General features: G+C 62.0%; 12 protein-coding genes. All 12 read right to left on the bottom strand.

Annotation, left to right across the window (positions count from 1 at the left end; translation table 11 throughout):
- Positions 1-187 precede the first annotated feature (187 nt).
- Positions 188-1417, bottom strand: coding sequence for a class I SAM-dependent methyltransferase (locus RM2_RS12735; protein WP_072689800.1), 1230 nt, complete (start codon positions 1415-1417; stop codon positions 188-190).
- Positions 1414-2211 carry a glucose-1-phosphate cytidylyltransferase gene (rfbF, locus tag RM2_RS12740; protein WP_072689802.1) on the bottom strand — a complete coding sequence of 266 codons (798 nt, stop codon included), beginning with the start codon at positions 2209-2211 and terminating at the stop codon, positions 1414-1416. Before rfbF ends, RM2_RS12735 begins: the two co-directional genes overlap by 4 nt.
- 8 nt (positions 2212-2219) lie before the next feature.
- Positions 2220-3398, bottom strand: a complete 1179-nt coding sequence (locus RM2_RS12745; protein ID WP_218017223.1) for a DegT/DnrJ/EryC1/StrS family aminotransferase — start codon at positions 3396-3398, stop codon at positions 2220-2222.
- On the bottom strand, positions 3395-4444 hold the full coding sequence (locus RM2_RS12750) for an NAD-dependent epimerase/dehydratase family protein (RefSeq protein WP_072689803.1): 1050 nt from the start codon (positions 4442-4444) through the stop codon (positions 3395-3397). The genes RM2_RS12745 and RM2_RS12750 overlap by 4 nt, the downstream gene beginning before the upstream one ends.
- A gap of 57 nt (positions 4445-4501) precedes the next feature.
- Positions 4502-5431, bottom strand: coding sequence for a hypothetical protein (locus tag RM2_RS12755; protein WP_072689805.1), 930 nt, complete (start codon positions 5429-5431; stop codon positions 4502-4504).
- A 298-nt stretch (positions 5432-5729) separates the two neighbouring features.
- A complete protein-coding gene (locus RM2_RS12760) occupies positions 5730-7901 on the bottom strand; it encodes a hypothetical protein (RefSeq protein WP_072689807.1) in 2172 nt (723 codons plus the stop codon).
- Entirely contained in the window at positions 7894-8730 is an 837-nt protein-coding gene (locus RM2_RS12765; protein ID WP_245813892.1) for a glycoside hydrolase family 16 protein, read from the bottom strand. Before RM2_RS12765 ends, RM2_RS12760 begins: the two co-directional genes overlap by 8 nt.
- A complete protein-coding gene (locus RM2_RS12770) occupies positions 8723-10057 on the bottom strand; it encodes a polysaccharide biosynthesis protein (protein WP_245813894.1) in 1335 nt (444 codons plus the stop codon). The genes RM2_RS12765 and RM2_RS12770 overlap by 8 nt, the downstream gene beginning before the upstream one ends.
- The gene (locus RM2_RS12775; RefSeq protein WP_072689810.1) at positions 10054-11439 is read right to left on the bottom strand and encodes a glycosyltransferase family 2 protein; all 1386 of its coding nucleotides are present in this window, start codon (positions 11437-11439) and stop codon (positions 10054-10056) included. The genes RM2_RS12770 and RM2_RS12775 overlap by 4 nt, the downstream gene beginning before the upstream one ends.
- A complete protein-coding gene (locus RM2_RS12780) occupies positions 11415-12452 on the bottom strand; it encodes a glycosyltransferase family 2 protein (protein ID WP_245813896.1) in 1038 nt (345 codons plus the stop codon). The genes RM2_RS12775 and RM2_RS12780 overlap by 25 nt, the downstream gene beginning before the upstream one ends.
- On the bottom strand, positions 12433-13281 hold the full coding sequence (locus tag RM2_RS12785; RefSeq protein ID WP_084721770.1) for a glycosyltransferase family 2 protein: 849 nt from the start codon (positions 13279-13281) through the stop codon (positions 12433-12435). The genes RM2_RS12780 and RM2_RS12785 overlap by 20 nt, the downstream gene beginning before the upstream one ends.
- 123 nt (positions 13282-13404) lie before the next feature.
- Positions 13405-14361: a glycosyltransferase gene (locus RM2_RS12790; protein WP_084721771.1), complete on the bottom strand. Its 957-nt coding sequence runs from the start codon at positions 14359-14361 to the stop codon at positions 13405-13407.
- Positions 14362-14646 lie beyond the last annotated feature (285 nt).

Below are 14646 nucleotides of genomic sequence, written 5' to 3' on the forward strand. Positions count from 1 at the left end.
CATGCAGTGCGTATACCCGTATGCCGTTCTTCGTTGCTCAGAAAATTCGGTGCAGGGACAATTCCTTGCAGGCACCGTCGCGGACCGGTCTCATGATCGGTCTCATGATCGGTCGTGTCCATTTGCGCAGTGTACGGATCGAGTTCCAGCGGTGAGTGAACTTCGACTAGCCCGCTGACCCGTGGGCTCAGAGCACGACGAGTTCGGGAACGGGGACGACGAACTTTCCACTCCATTCTCGGATATAGGACATGTCCTGCACAACCTCGTCCTGCAGGTTCCACGGGAGGATCAACAGATAGTCGGGGCGAGTCTCCCGAATGTGATCGGGCGCGTAGATAGGTAGATGGGTGCCCGGTAGAAACTTTCCCTGCTTGTGCGGACTCCGATCGACGGTGTAGTCGAGCAAATCGTCTCGGATTCCGCAGTAGTTGAGGAGTGTGTTCCCCTTTGCGGGGGCGCCGTAGGCGGCCGTCGTCAGTCCACGATTGCGTGCGTCGATGAGGAATTCGAGCAATGCTCGTTTGGTGCGCTTCACCCGGTCCGGGAACGCGGTGTATCCGTCCGCAAGATGGAGGCCGGCGGCTTGTTCGACCTCGAGCAACTCGCGCACTCGGCGTGACGTGATGTGACGCGGATAGTCGGAGTGGCAGGCATGGATTCGCAAGGATCCACCATGCGTCGGGAGTTGTTCGACGTCGAACACTCGCAGGCCGTGGGCTGCGAACACACGCGTGACGCTCAACAGCGAGAAGTAGGAGAAGTGCTCGTGGTAGATCGTGTCGAACTGATTGTGTTCGATGAGTTGGAGTAGGTGGGGGAACTCCATGGTGATCACGCCATCTGCCGCGAGCACTATCGACATTCCCGCGACAAAGTCGTTGAGGTCAGGAACGTGCGCTAGGACGTTATTGCCGACCAGGAGATCTGCGCGAACATCCTCCCCGACCAGTTTGCTCGCCATCGATGTACCGAAAAACCCTATTCGGGTGTCGATCCCGCGCGCACGCGCGACAGCCGCCACGTTCTCCGCGGGTTCGATGCCGAGCGACGGGATGCCGGACTCGACGAAGTACTGGAGCAGATATCCGTCGTTGCTCGCGATCTCGATAACCTGCTTCGAACTGTCGAGGCGGAGCCGAGTCGTCATGTCGCGGGCGTAGGTTCGGGCGTGATCGAGCCAACTCTGCGAATACGACGAGAAGTAGAGATAGTCGGTGAAGATGAACTCGGCCGATTCGAACTCGGCGAGTTGGACGAGAAGGCACTCCGAGCACACATACGCATGCAACGGATAGAAAACCTCTCGTCGATCCAGTTGATCGGCAGACAGGTACGAGTTGGCCAGTGGCGACATCCCGAGATCGCAGAAGGACTGCGCCAGAGGCGTATCGCAATGTCTACAGAGGGTACTCATGAGGCGTTGTCTTCGCAGCCGAGTCCGTCGTTCCAGATCTTCCACGGAGCCTTGTCGTTGTCCCAGAGTTCGTTGAGGTAGATCTTGTCCCACAACGTGTCCATGCCACGCCAGAAACCGGGGTGCTGGTAGGCGGAGAGTTCACCATCGGACGAAAGACGCTCCAGCGGCGTCCTTTCGAAGACGGTGTCGTCGCCGTCGATGTAGTCGAGGATCGAAGGTGACGCCACGAAGAACCCGCCGTTGATCCAGCCACTGCTGCCGCGAGGCTTCTCCTCGAACTGCACCTGGTCTTCGTCGAGCCGGAGAGAGCCGTAGCGGCCGGGCGGTTGGACCGCCGTGACCGTCGCAGTCGAACCGGACGCTCGATGGAACTCGGCTACCTTGCGAATGTCGACATCCGTGAGACCGTCGCCGTACGTGAAGGAAAAGACCTCGTCGCCGATGTGTTCCCTGGCCCGCAGCAAACGTCCACCGGTCATGGTCGCGGCGCCCGTATCGAGCAGTGTGACAGACCACGGTTCGGTCTTGGACGAGAGAGTCTTGGTCGTGTCTGTGGACAGATCGATCGTCACGTCGGACATGTGCAGGAAGTAGTTGGCGAAATACTCCTTGATCATGTAGCCCTTGTAACCGAGCAAAATGATGAACTCGGTGACACCGGCCTGGCCGTAAATTTTCATGATGTGCCAGAGAATTGGGCGCCCACCGATCTCGACCATCGGCTTGGGCCGGGTCTGCGACTCTTCGCTGATGCGGGTACCGCGTCCACCGGCGAGAATGACGGCTTTCATTCGCTTTCCTAACTCGAGAGAAGAACGGTGTGGATGAGGTCGCACACCCGGTCCACCTGTGTTTCGGTGAGGACGAGGGCTGACGGCAGATTGATTGAGCGGGCTGCGATGTCGTATGCGGTTGGGTTTCTGTAGGCCGCGTCAGTCGCGGTCTCGTATCCCGCGAAGGCCGGCAGTGAACTCAGGGGCGGCAGGAACGGGCGGGTATCGACCATGTGCAGATCGAAGAACTCCATCAGTCGACGAGCAGTGAGCCCATACGATCGGTCGAAGACGGCGGTGACCATCCAGAAGGTGTTCCTGACGCCGTCCTGCCGATGGTTGAGCCGAACCCCGGGCACATCGGCGAGACGGTATTCGTACCACTCGAAGATCTGCCGCTTCTTGTCCAGCAGTTCGTCGATCCGGGCCAACTGGGCCCGGCCGAATGCGGCCTGCAGACTGCTCATTCGGTATTTGAACCCCACCTCCTCGGTGGTGAAATATCGATGGTCGGCAGGGGTCCGCCCATGGTCGCGCAACCGGAAAATCCGTTCGGCCAGGTCGCTTCGATTCGTCACGACCATTCCGCCCTCACCGGTCGTCAACGTTTTCGTGCCGTGGAAGCTGAATGTGCCGATGTCGCCGAGGGTGCCCGCAAGATGGCCGTGCAGTTTCCCGCCGATGGATTGTGCAGCATCCTCGATGATCGGTATACCTTCCGCGACCGAGGTGAGCGCCGCCATGTCTGGCATACCCCCGTACAGGTCGACGGTGGCGATCGCTTTGGTGCGCGGGCTCAGGCATTTCGTGAGGGATTCGGGTGACATGCACCAGGTGTCCACGTCGATGTCGGCGAAGACCGGTGTCGCCCCCACGTAGGTGATCGGGGCTGCCGTTGCAACCCACGTCGCCTCCGGCACGATCACCTCGTCGCCCGGGCCGATGCCGAGCGCGAGCATCGCGAGATGCAACGCAGAGGTGCAGTGAGGCACGGCCGCGGCGAAGCCGGTCCCGAGGTAGTCGGCGAACTCGGTCTCGAACTGGCCGACGGACCTTCCGGCATTGGAGTACCAGTCGCCCGCCGCCGCCTCGGCGACGTACCGGACTTCGAGATCCGTCACCCAGGGCCCGGCGACTGGAATCCGTTCCGGCGCGGGCTGTCGAGTATCTTCGTCGACACCACGCATCATCGTCGGCTCGATCATGCTGTCACCCAGCGCAAATCGTTGCCAAGAGCACCGCGATCGAGGTGTTGCGTGATGGTGCGCAGCCGAAAGTAGCGTCTTCCTTCGAAGCGTTCCGCCGTCATTCCGCCATCGGAGTACGCGGCCCAGAGTTGTTCGATTCCGCGACGAAGGGTCCACCGGGGTGTGAAGCCGGGTAGTTCCCGGGCGATCTTGGAGAAGTCGACACGGTAGTTGCGAATGTCGGGCATGGCACCCTCGGTGTGGCCGACCACGCAATCGGGAACCACATCGGCTATCAGATTGGCAATGTCACGCACCTGATAGTTTTCGCCGACTCTCCCGACATTGAATGCCTGGTTGTGGATGGCCTGCCTGGGCGCCTCGAGCACCTGAGCGAACGCGTGCGCGATGTCGAGGACGTGGACGAGGGGCCTCCACGGCGTGCCGTCGCTCTGCAGCAGCACCTTACCCGTGGTGACGGCGTGTCCGAGCAAATTGTTGACGACGATGTCCGCGCGTAGCCGACGCGAAAAACCGTACGCGGTGGCATTGCGTAGGTAGATCGGCGAGAAGTCAGCGTCCGCGAGCCGGGACAACTCCTGCTCCACCCGAACCTTCGATTCTCCGTACGGGGTGACGGGATTGAAGGCCGACCTCTCGTCCAATTCGAGATCGCTGCCCGCGCCGTACAGGCTGCACGACGACGAGAAAACGAACCGGACGACGCCCGCCGATTTTGCCGCTTCCGCCAGCCGAACGGATGCGTCCAGGTTGATGTCATACGTCAGAGTGGGGTCGATGTCGGAGAGTGGATCATTCGACAGTGCTGCCAAGTGAACGACAGCATCGAATCCGACGAGATCTGCGGGGGTGACATCCCGCACGTCGATGTCGAGCATCGGCAACGGATCAGGCTGGGCGAGGAAGTCGCATCCGCGGTAGTAGTCGGTATCGAGACCCACAACCTCGTGGCCCAGGCCGGCTAGTACCGGAGTCATCTCGACCCCGAGGTAGCCCAGATGCCCGGTGACCAGAATTCTCTTGGTCGATGTGCTGTCCGTCATTTCACCGCCTCCTCGACAGTGGTCCTTGCTCGAGTGGTTTCTTGCTCGAGCGATCCTCTACTTGACTTCGAGTACGGATGGGTTGAAAACGAGTACACCCTCGGGGCTTCCACCCTGGTCATACAGTGCGACCACGTCGTCGGGAAGTCGTTCGTAGTCGTCGGCGCGAATGTAGTCGCGCAACGACGTTCCGGTCGAGTGGGAATCAACGTTCACAGGACCGGCTTTCGCGATCAGATCGTCGAGACTGATCGTGCGGAAGTCGAAGCTGAATCTGGCGTGACCGGTGGTGTTCGGCACCGTTGCATGCAGTTGAGCACCCGAGAAGGACAAGATCGAGCCGGCTTCCCCGACGATCCGGATCTCACTACCCGGTTCTTGCCCGCTGAGCCGGGGGTGCGGCCGCGGGTCGTCCTTGATGTAGCGCGCGGCATCGCGGCGAGACGAGCGGTTCCACTCGTATGCATCGAAATCCGCGCTGGAGTTGTCAGTAGGCTTCTGCCAGTATTCGGGATAAAACGCCATGCAGCTCTTGTCTGTCTCTCCGAGAATCGGTGTCCACCAATTGTTCTGACACTGGGGTGCGGAATACCAGGTATCGCGGTGCGGGGAGTAGTTGTAGCCGAGGCCGGCGGTGAGATACGAAGTCGGTGGAACGACCCGCAGTTTGGGTACGTCGAAGTACGTCTGGGTGATGTCTGCTCCGAGATCCAGAAGTACATCTCGGAGAAGTGCCTTGGAATGGGGATGATGAGTGAATCCGGTCTTCAGTGGACCGAGAATGCGGACGTACTCTTCGACGGACAGGTCATCGTGCGCGGTCAGTGGATCGTGACCGCCGAACGCGGCATCGATCAGATCCCAGGCGAATTCGCCGAAGGCGCGGATCGAGTCGCGGGAAGGTAGGCAGAACACTTCGCCCGAATAGATGCGTGAACGTCGGTCCTCATCCGTGATGTCGGACTGGGCTGAAATCACAAATGCCATGATTCTGTCCCTACGCTTTGTCGATATTCGTTTGCTGTCTACGAGAGCCTGTCCACGAGAGCCTTTCCACGAGAGCATCATCTCGCTGGTAGACAGTGCTCTCCGCCGCGAATTGCGTAGCGGACCGGTTCGGAGGCGTCACGGCCTCGCCCGTCGCCGCTTGCGCGGCGTCCGATCTGGTCACAGTGTTGATCTCCCGCCCCGGGCCCGTACACGCCGACTCTCTGGAGCATCCGCGGCTCGGGTTCCGATCAAACCAGTCTTCCACATTCATGGCAGTAAACAAACCGCTTCCCCGTTATTGTCCGTCTAATTGTTCGATAGTCATTGTTTCGGTTACCGAGTCGTCAGCGTTGACTGTGACTACGGGCGCAGTGCGATCGAAGTGATAGACCGTCGTGTGGTTGTCTTGCAGTCGGATCGACCAGAGCGGGCTACTGCGAAACTGGTCCTCGAATTCCGCCACCGCTCCCGGAGAGAAGTAGCGGTAGTAGTTGACAGCATCATTCGCCTGCTCGGTGAACACGAAATAAGTTTCTGCACTACTTGATTCAGCAGACAGAGTGATGTCTTCGAACTGATTGGTGTCGGGGAATCCCTTGGCGAACTCCGGCCAGCGGATCACGATCGGCGCATCGAAATCTGGATCGAACATGGCAAGTTCGGCGTAGTCGAACGTGGATCGAGTCGAGAATCCGGCCGAGTCCAGACTCGTAATCATGGCGGGACCCAGGATGTCCGCTGACAGCTCCTCGAAAAGTTGTACTTGCGAACGGTATTCCACGATCAGCGGCCACAAACCGTAATAACCTTGCAACCCTGCGGTTGCCGCAGCGCTCAAGGTAACAGCAGCGAGGACGGCGGTCGCTCGTTCGACCGCGACGGAGCGACCGGTGCCGGTTGCTGCGTCGACGAGCAACGGGGCGATGAGGATCGCGCACCCCGGCAGCGCGTAGAGATAGACCCGGAAGATCGCCTCGCCGCCATAATTCTGCAGAAACAGCAGAGTGAACGAACTGAACGCAATGATCACGGGGATGCCGAATGGCCTTCCCTGCCGCCACCACACGACGATGGCGACGACAGCGACCACCACCACTGCGGCGGACAGTCCGCGGCAGACGGTGGAGGTGAAGATCTTTCCGACGGAACCGGCGTACTCCACGTTGCTGGATCCGTTGTCCATAGGATTCAGCCCAGAGAACAACCCGTGAGGGAGCAAGACATACATGCGTGGGAGCAGATATCCGACGAGCATCGCCAGGTAAGGGATGGGTAGCCACCAGGGCCGGATCTGACGCGTCACGGACAGCGCGATGATGACCCCGAGTAGCCAGTACGGCGTCAGTTGATGCGTCGGGATGAGTGCAGCAAACGCAACGAGGGCAATGTAGCCGGCCTGGTGGCGGTGTCTGGAGGCGACGAGTAGCGCCAGCACGCCGACCGTCATGAGCAGTGCCAGTGCTTGGGGCGCGAAATAGTCTTGGCCCACCCAGTTGACCAATTCGATGATCATCGCCGCGGCGATCGCATGCCGAATCTCCAACCCCACCAACATCGCCAGTGCCCCGACGAGTAGCGCCAGCAGCGCGTGCATCAATGGTGCGAACCATTGAGCGGTGGCCAGCGAATCGAGGCCCGACACGTCGCCGAACCACGCGAAAGCAGTGAAGAATGCCGGCCATTCGCCGTAGACGTCGATGTCGCGCGGCGGAAGGGTCTGAAATTGCTGGATATAGTCTACGACGCCGATGTGCTTGTAGGTCCACGTGTAGATAGGTGCTTCGGTGATCAGACTGGCCGTCGCCCGTTGTACGAGGATAGTGGCACCGACGATGATTGCGGCAGTCGCGAGGTGGTTCTTTCGGAGTGCCCAGAGGAAGTTCCCTACGAGCACAGCCACGACGACGAGTCCCGGGCCGGTGCCCGCGGCTAGGAGGCCGAATTCGGAGTATGGCACGTCGATCAAGCCGGGCAGCAGTGCGAGCCAGACGCCCAAAGCAGCGAGGGTCCAAAGTAGGGGCCCGTTGGCGGTCGGTGTGGTTCCGCGAGGAACCGCCGGTGCGAGAGTGGCGAGACCACCGGTGTGTTGCGCATGTAAGAGTGCTGAGAAAGTCACGCCGACAGCGAGTGCCAGTAGTAGCGGGATGGGAATCCAAAGATCCCACCAACCAAGGATGGCAGTGAATCCTGTCATCATGGTCAGACCCAACACGGGTATTGCGGCGGCGACGGCAGGAGCCTGCAACCGCATCCAGGTGACCACCGCCAACCCGGGGCCGGTGAGGACGAATATGGCGAGGAGAATCGCCCGCAGCGCCGGTGGCAGTGGGGTCAGTGCGAGTACGCCGACCACAGCCGACATGAGCGCAAGGGTGTCGAAACGGGCGCCCGTCGCCGTCGGAGGCGGCTCGCCGGCGACGCTCGCAGCCTGCCTGGGTGTTTCGAGCTGAATCGTGGATCTAGTCACTTGTCACTCGCACCCAGTCGACCACCATCGCTGCAGGGAACTGGGTGGTGCCGTTGGGCTGGCCGGGCCAGTCTCCGCCGACGGCGACGTTGAGAAGCAGGAAGAAGGGCTTGTCGAACACCCACCGCTGGTTCGGTGGGAGGTTGGCGGCGAGGACCTCGCCGGACACGCTGCCATCTACGCCGAACGTGATCCGTCCGGGAGCCTTGTCCACCCAGTATGTGTGGAAGTCGTCGACGAAGGTCGTCGACACGTTGGTGGTGGGGCCAACCTGCCAGTCGCCCCCATTCACCTTCGGTCCATGCACCGTGCTGAAGAGTTGGCCGGCTTCGTTGATCGTCTCGATCACGTCGACCTCACCGCTTTCCGGCCACCCGACGCGGTTGAGGTCCGTACCGAGCAGCCAGAACGCCGGATGAATTCCCGCACCACGCGGGAGTTTGGCTCGCGCCTCCGCGCGACCGTAGACGAAGGACGTCCGCCCCTGCGTCGTCAGGCGGGCCGAGGTGTACTGGCCCCCGTCGTTCCGGGCATTGATCACCAGGTGCCCGGCACCGTCCAATGCGACGTTCGAGGGTGAAGACGTGTAGGTCTGCAGCTCGCCGTTACCCCAGCCGCCACCACCCAAGTCGTAGGACCACAGCTGAGGATTCGGCGCAGTACCGGCGGGGCCGCTGAAGTCGTCGGACATGAGGGCTTGCTGATTCGTCTGTGATTTTGCCGCCGCCGGTGGAGTCTCGGCGGGCGAACCCGCTGCCTGCGTGATCAATACGGCGGTCACTCCGATCAGCGACGCACGCCCCATCCGGACCCATGATCGTCTACTCATCTTGCCCACCTCCCGAATCGATTGCGAGAACCTTGTCGAACCTGCTTCCTTGTGGGGACCGTCTGAGCCACAGGACCACTGGGCCGATCAGCACCAACGCAGAGACTGCCTCGGCCGCGAGGTACGCCCAACCCACACCGACGACGCCGACTACCCGCGCCCCGATCAGGGATCCGCACACAATGACCAGGGTGGACACGCAGCGCACCGCCAGCGCCAAGGTCAGTCGACGGCGAACCCGAGCCAGACCCTCATAGATTGCACCCACCACGGAGAGGGGAACGAACACCCCGGCGAGGTAGAGCAGCCCTACGCTGTTGGCCCGGTACTCGGCTCCGACCACATCGAGCATGAGTGGGCCGACGACCACCAGGCCGATTCCGCCAACGCCCGCCACAACGGCGAGGGTTCGCACCAGTCGCCGGGACAGTGACGCGACCCTGTCGGGATGGGCCGCCACTTCTGCAACGAACGGACTGACCACCAGGTGCACGGTGAGGTAGAGGGCGCTGATCATTGCCCAGGCGATCGCGAAGTACGCGTTCGCTTCGGCGCCTACCTGCGTGATCACGATCAGCGGCACTGCTAGAGGCCCGATCACCCACACGGCGGTGATGCCGAAGGACGAACGGAAGTACGACCAGAGTTCGCGGCGCGGCGGAAGGGTCGGGGTCACCAAGAACCGAGGATGTGAGCGTATCCGGCGAATCAGTGCCACCCAAAGGAATACCGCGGCCGCTGCGGCGATCGCGCCCCAAGCGAAGACGATGGATACCGCGACGTCGGTCCAGGCCAGCGCTACCAGGACGGCGAGCTTGGCCGCAGCATGAAAGGCGTTCTTCGCGGCGGACCACCGCGCCACTCCAAGGCCCGCCGCCGTCTTGTCCAGCAGCGTGAAGACGGCGAGGACCATCACCAGGATCGGGAAGCTGGCCATCGACCAACCTGATCCGAACAGTGGGTCGCGGGGGCCGAACACCACGAGGGCGATTCCTGCCAGCGCCGAAGTGGCTACCACCAGGAGGAACCCGTGCTCGAGCAATTTGCCGGTGCGGGTACCCGCCAAGGGCAGGAATCGTTCGTACATCGTGTCGATGCTGAGTATCGACAATGTCGACAGCATCACGGCTGACGTGATCAGCGCCGACGCCACCCCGACCTCGCGCGCGGGGAACAGTCGGGCGGCCGCTGCCCAGAATATGAGTCCGAGCACCCCGGCCAGCACATTGGCGAGGATCAGTGAGTGAGTGTTGAGGCGCAGATTCCGTTCCGCCGAGTGCTCGACGTCGGCACCCAGCGCCTCGATATTCGGGACACCGGCAGTCACGGCTCGCCGATCGGTTGGTACGGAGGCACGTTCGCACAAAGCGGTTCCGGCGACCGGCCCTCGCGTCGCGCTGCCCGATAGGCCCAAGGGCCCTTCACGATGGATCGCACAGTCGTGGAACCGGTGCCCGACGGCAGAAGTGCCGCAAGATGCGCCGGCGGCGCGGTTTGGTCCGATGCGGCGCGGATGTGACGGACGAGAGCAGGCCCCCGCCGCGCTACCGTGGTTGCTGCAAGCCAGAACATCCGGGGATCACCGGCCATCTTCGCCAGCCACGCGCCCAGTCCGAGTCCGTAGCCGCGGGACTGTACGAGAAGTCCGGCGCTGTCGGCCCGATGCCGGTGCCACACGATCGCCGCCGGATCGTGAACGAGTTGTCTTCCCGAGCGCAGTATCCGGAAGAACATGTCTATGTCTTCGCCGCCGCCCGTCGGAGCCCCCGCGCCGAGCGCCTCGTCGAATCCGCCGAGTCGGCGAACCACTTCGCGGTCCACCGCGAAATTGGCACCGGTGCCGTAGCAGCGCACCGCGAAGGGAAAAAGGGGAACATCGGCCGGAGGATGCGACCAATCGAAGATGCGACTCTGGATCGAGTCGGACCAGCCGACGCGGCGGTCGAAGTACGCCTGTGCGGGAGTGCGGATCTCGCCGGCCGGAACCATTCCGGACACACACGCCACCGAGCGGCCTCGCCTGAATCCGTCGACGAGGGCTCGGAGCCAGTATCGATCGACGACCACGTCGTCGTCGGTGAAGGCAACGATGTCGCCGGCCGCCGCCGACAGTCCAGCGTTCCGTGCACGTGAGAGTCCCGGTCGAGGCTCATCGATCAGACGCACCCGCCGCTCTTGCAGTCCGAGCACGTAGTCACGGGTGTCGGTCGTCTCGGCGGCGTTGTCGACGACGAGTACTTCGAGATATGGATAGTCGACAGAGAGGACGGATTCGAGGGCCGTCCGCAGCATGGACACGCGGTCACGGGTGCACAACACCACACTGACGGAGACATCAAGTTCACTGACGGAGTCACCGGGTTCATCAGCCAAGTGCCCCGAGCCGTCGAACGGGTCGCGGGTCGAGGCGCTGGCACGCACACCAGTGACCCGGTTCCTGAGTTCACCGAAGTTCACCTCGCTGTCGGATATCCCGATCTCGAGGAATCCGAGTGGGCGCCTGTCGGCGCGAACGAGTAGTCGCGCGCGGCTATATTCCTGCGCCCCCGCCAGTCGGCATCGAACCGGCACACCCATGCGGCTCAGCCGGTCGGCGTTCTCGACGGCGTCGACCCGGACCTCGCCGATCCACAGTGCACCGTCCCAGGTCGGCTGATCGGGACTGTGCATGGCAGGACGCAGGGTCAGGCCGGGCGCGGAGGCATCCATCGCTTCCAGACTCTTCGCAGTCGGATTCCGGTCCTGCACTGAACGTATCCGGTGGCGGTGACGGAAAACCCGAGCAGCATGACGGAAGCTCGTTTAAGGCCGCCCGTAGTCATCGACGCACCTTCTCGCAGCACCGCCCGCGGAAGCACATGCATGGTGTACGCGTGCTCGCTGCGCAATGCGTTCGAGGTGCTCGTGAGTTCGGCGACGACGGCCTTCGACTTACCCTCGTGGTGGCATCTGCTGACGAAGTAGCGCAATGTTACGCGGTCGGTCGAAACACTGTGGTGTACAAAAATATCCGGATCAAAGATGATCTGATTAGACGTGGGGAGCCCACCGATGCGGATGCAGAGTTCGGTTTCCTCGCCGCCGACGGGAATCGTACCGACTCGTCCCACCTCGGACCTGAACCCGCCGACGACGTCGAGAACCGAGCGGCGCATCGACGTGTTGCAGCCGATCGGGTTCCGTACCCTGGCCACCTGCGTCGGCTGGCCGACGTAGCTGCAGCCGACCACCCAGTCGAACTCCCGTGGCAGCCACATGGGGCGACCTCCCGGCCAGTTCGGGACCGCGTATCCGCCCACTCCGGCGACATCACGATTCCGGTAGTGCCGCATCAGGGCCGGCGCCCATCCTGGCTCGGCGCGGGCGTCGTCGTCGACAAAGGCAATCACGTCGCCGTCCGCCACACCTATGCCGGTGTTGCGTGCCCCGGACAGTCCGCGAGCTTCGGTGTTCGTCACCACGGTTACCCGCTCGTCGGAACTGAACCGTGTGCAGGCGCGGACGAACAGTTCGTCACAATGATCGATCACCACGATGAGCTCGAGGGTGGGCCACTGCTGACCGAGAACCGACTGCGCGGAGCGGCACAGATCGAACCAGCGCCGGGTGGTGTAGGCGCAAATGACGACTGACAGCGACTCGGCTCGGTCTGCATCGGGTTCCCCGGTCGCCCTCACGAGCGACCGTTCGGTGACAGGAAAATCAGCGGGCAACGAAATCACCGCGATACTGAGAACGCCGAGACAAGGCCGGTCGACGGGGGAGCGAGCGCGCCTGGGCGGATCCGTCGGCCGCCCGCGACCCGTTCCGGTATTCCTTCCGGATGGTCCGGAGCACCCGGAGTCCGTCGCGCACGACGTTGAGATTGCTCTTGCCGCTGATGCGCCGGCGCTCGAAACTCGGGACCTCGACGATGCCGAGACCGGACGCCGCGATCCGGACGTTGATCAGCGTCTCGATCTCGAAGCCGTCACCCCAGTGCTCGACGGGTGTGTCTACCGAGGGCAGGGACATCACGGCGACGTGTCGGCGCCAGAATGCGTTGTAGCCATAGCAGAGGTCGGTGAAGGAGACAGTGAATTCCATGTTCACGATCGCGTTGAGCGCCCAATTTCCGAGTCGGCGGGTGAAGGTGATGTCTTCGCTTCCACCCCCCGCAATGAATCGACTGCCCTTCGCGAAGTCTGCGCCGTGGACCAAGGCTTCTACGAACAGGGGGATCTCTGCAGGGTCGGTTGACCCGTCGGCGTCGATCATCACCACGATATCCGACGTGGCGCGCCTGAATCCGCATGCCAGCGCGTTTCCTTTGCCCTTGCGGGACTGCGTCACAATCTTTGCATCGGGCCACAACTGTTGCGCAACGGCAATCGTGTCGTCGACGGAGTTTCCATCGACGAAGACGACTTCGTCTATGCCCTCAGGCATTCGTGCCGCGACGTACGGGAGATTTTTCGCCTCGTTCAGTGCCGGAATCACCACCGATACGGTGGGGTGCGTTCTCTTCGTAGGGTAGTTTTCGGGGTGTAGCTCAGTCACGTGTGTATCCATGGCACTCACGTCCGTTACGTCTCAGGGGCTTTCAGATGCCCGCATTGGATGTAGAAGTTCTGGTTCGGTCCGAAATCGTGTCTCGAGTTCGCCGGCCAGCGGTGAACTATGTTTTGCGCGTAGTCATCCGGGCCGTTCTTGTCGTTTTGTTGAACGGAGTGCGCGTCGTTTCCGTGAGGCGCGAAGCGAACTCAGGGTGAAGAGCAGGCTTCTGCGCAGTTGCATGTCATATGAATTGATGCGGCCGAGCACGCGATCGGAACGCGGGATGTGCCATTCTGGATTGTCGGTCAGCCCGCGCGTGAACTCGAGTTGTTGGGCGAGTTGCGAACGAGCCGGGGTCAGTGCGGTCGTCGAACCGCTGCTGATACGGAATGAGGCGAGTGTGCGCGGTACACCGACGAAGTCACCCTTTCGTATCATCCGAGACCACAGATCAAGCTCCATGGGGAACAGTAGTTCGCCCCGGAATCCCCCGCACCGATCGAAGGCGTCGCGCCGGAACATTGCGGCCACAGGTGGGCCGATCGGATTGCTGCCACTTCGGACGATTCGCCGAACGACGGGCCGCCCCGAATGCCTCCCCGCGATCCCACCGAGTCCACGCGCGGGTCGCAGCAGCCCGCCTTCGTCGTCGATGAAATCCGTGCGGCCGGAAACCAGTACCACGTCGGAATCTGCCTCGAGCACTGCGGCTTGCGCCCCGACGCAGTCCGGCTCGAGGGTGTCGTCGGCGCAGATCAGTTTGACGAATCGTCCCCTGGTCTGGCGTACCACGAAATTGAAGTTGTCGACCATCGATAGGGTCGTTGCGTTACGGATCACCTGGATGCGGTCGTCGCCCAGGCTCTCCAGTATTTCTCGGGTGCCGTCCGAACTGTTGTTGTCGACGATCACGACCTCGAAGTCCGTGAACGTCTGCGCCAGCACACTGGCGATAGTCGCTTCCAGATGACGCTCCGCCTGGAAGGCGGGAATACACAACGAGACCGGAGGTGGGCGGTTCCGATCCGTATCGGGTCCGCCTGTTGAAGACACCTCGCGCCTATTCAGTTGCGAGACGTCCGATTTCGCCACCATGCTGATCTCCCGCCCCGGCCGTGCCGGCCTGCCTCGGCCACAGCATCACGCAGATTGCGCTCTCATCACCCGACCGCACATAGTGATTCATGCACAGCCGCGAAGATTGCCGTGGGTAGCGTTCCCGGCTTGGGGTCCGATCAGACCAGTGTTCCACATTTGAAGGTAAAAACAAACCCATGCCCCGGTATTGTAAGAGTTAGTTCACTACGAGTGGGTTCTGCTGTAGTTGAACTACCTGCCTCTGGAGCGATCGATCCCGAAAGTTGCTGACCCACAACACCG

Source organism: Rhodococcus marinonascens NBRC 14363 (assembly GCF_001894885.1).
GTDB lineage: Bacteria > Actinomycetota > Actinomycetes > Mycobacteriales > Mycobacteriaceae > Rhodococcus_F > Rhodococcus_F marinonascens.

Coding starts and splice junctions, on each gene's coding strand:
- RM2_RS12755 (WP_072689805.1), bottom strand. CDS start 5,431: ATGGCATTTGTGATTTCAGCCCAGTCCGACATCACGGATGAGGACCGA.
- RM2_RS12750 (WP_072689803.1), bottom strand. CDS start 4,444: ATGACGGACAGCACATCGACCAAGAGAATTCTGGTCACCGGGCATCTG.
- RM2_RS12735 (WP_072689800.1), bottom strand. CDS start 1,417: ATGAGTACCCTCTGTAGACATTGCGATACGCCTCTGGCGCAGTCCTTC.
- rfbF (WP_072689802.1), bottom strand. CDS start 2,211: ATGAAAGCCGTCATTCTCGCCGGTGGACGCGGTACCCGCATCAGCGAA.
- RM2_RS12790 (WP_084721771.1), bottom strand. CDS start 14,361: ATGGTGGCGAAATCGGACGTCTCGCAACTGAATAGGCGCGAGGTGTCT.
- RM2_RS12775 (WP_072689810.1), bottom strand. CDS start 11,439: ATGGATGCCTCCGCGCCCGGCCTGACCCTGCGTCCTGCCATGCACAGT.
- RM2_RS12745 (WP_218017223.1), bottom strand. CDS start 3,398: ATGATCGAGCCGACGATGATGCGTGGTGTCGACGAAGATACTCGACAG.
- RM2_RS12785 (WP_084721770.1), bottom strand. CDS start 13,281: ATGGATACACACGTGACTGAGCTACACCCCGAAAACTACCCTACGAAG.
- RM2_RS12765 (WP_245813892.1), bottom strand. CDS start 8,730: ATGAGTAGACGATCATGGGTCCGGATGGGGCGTGCGTCGCTGATCGGA.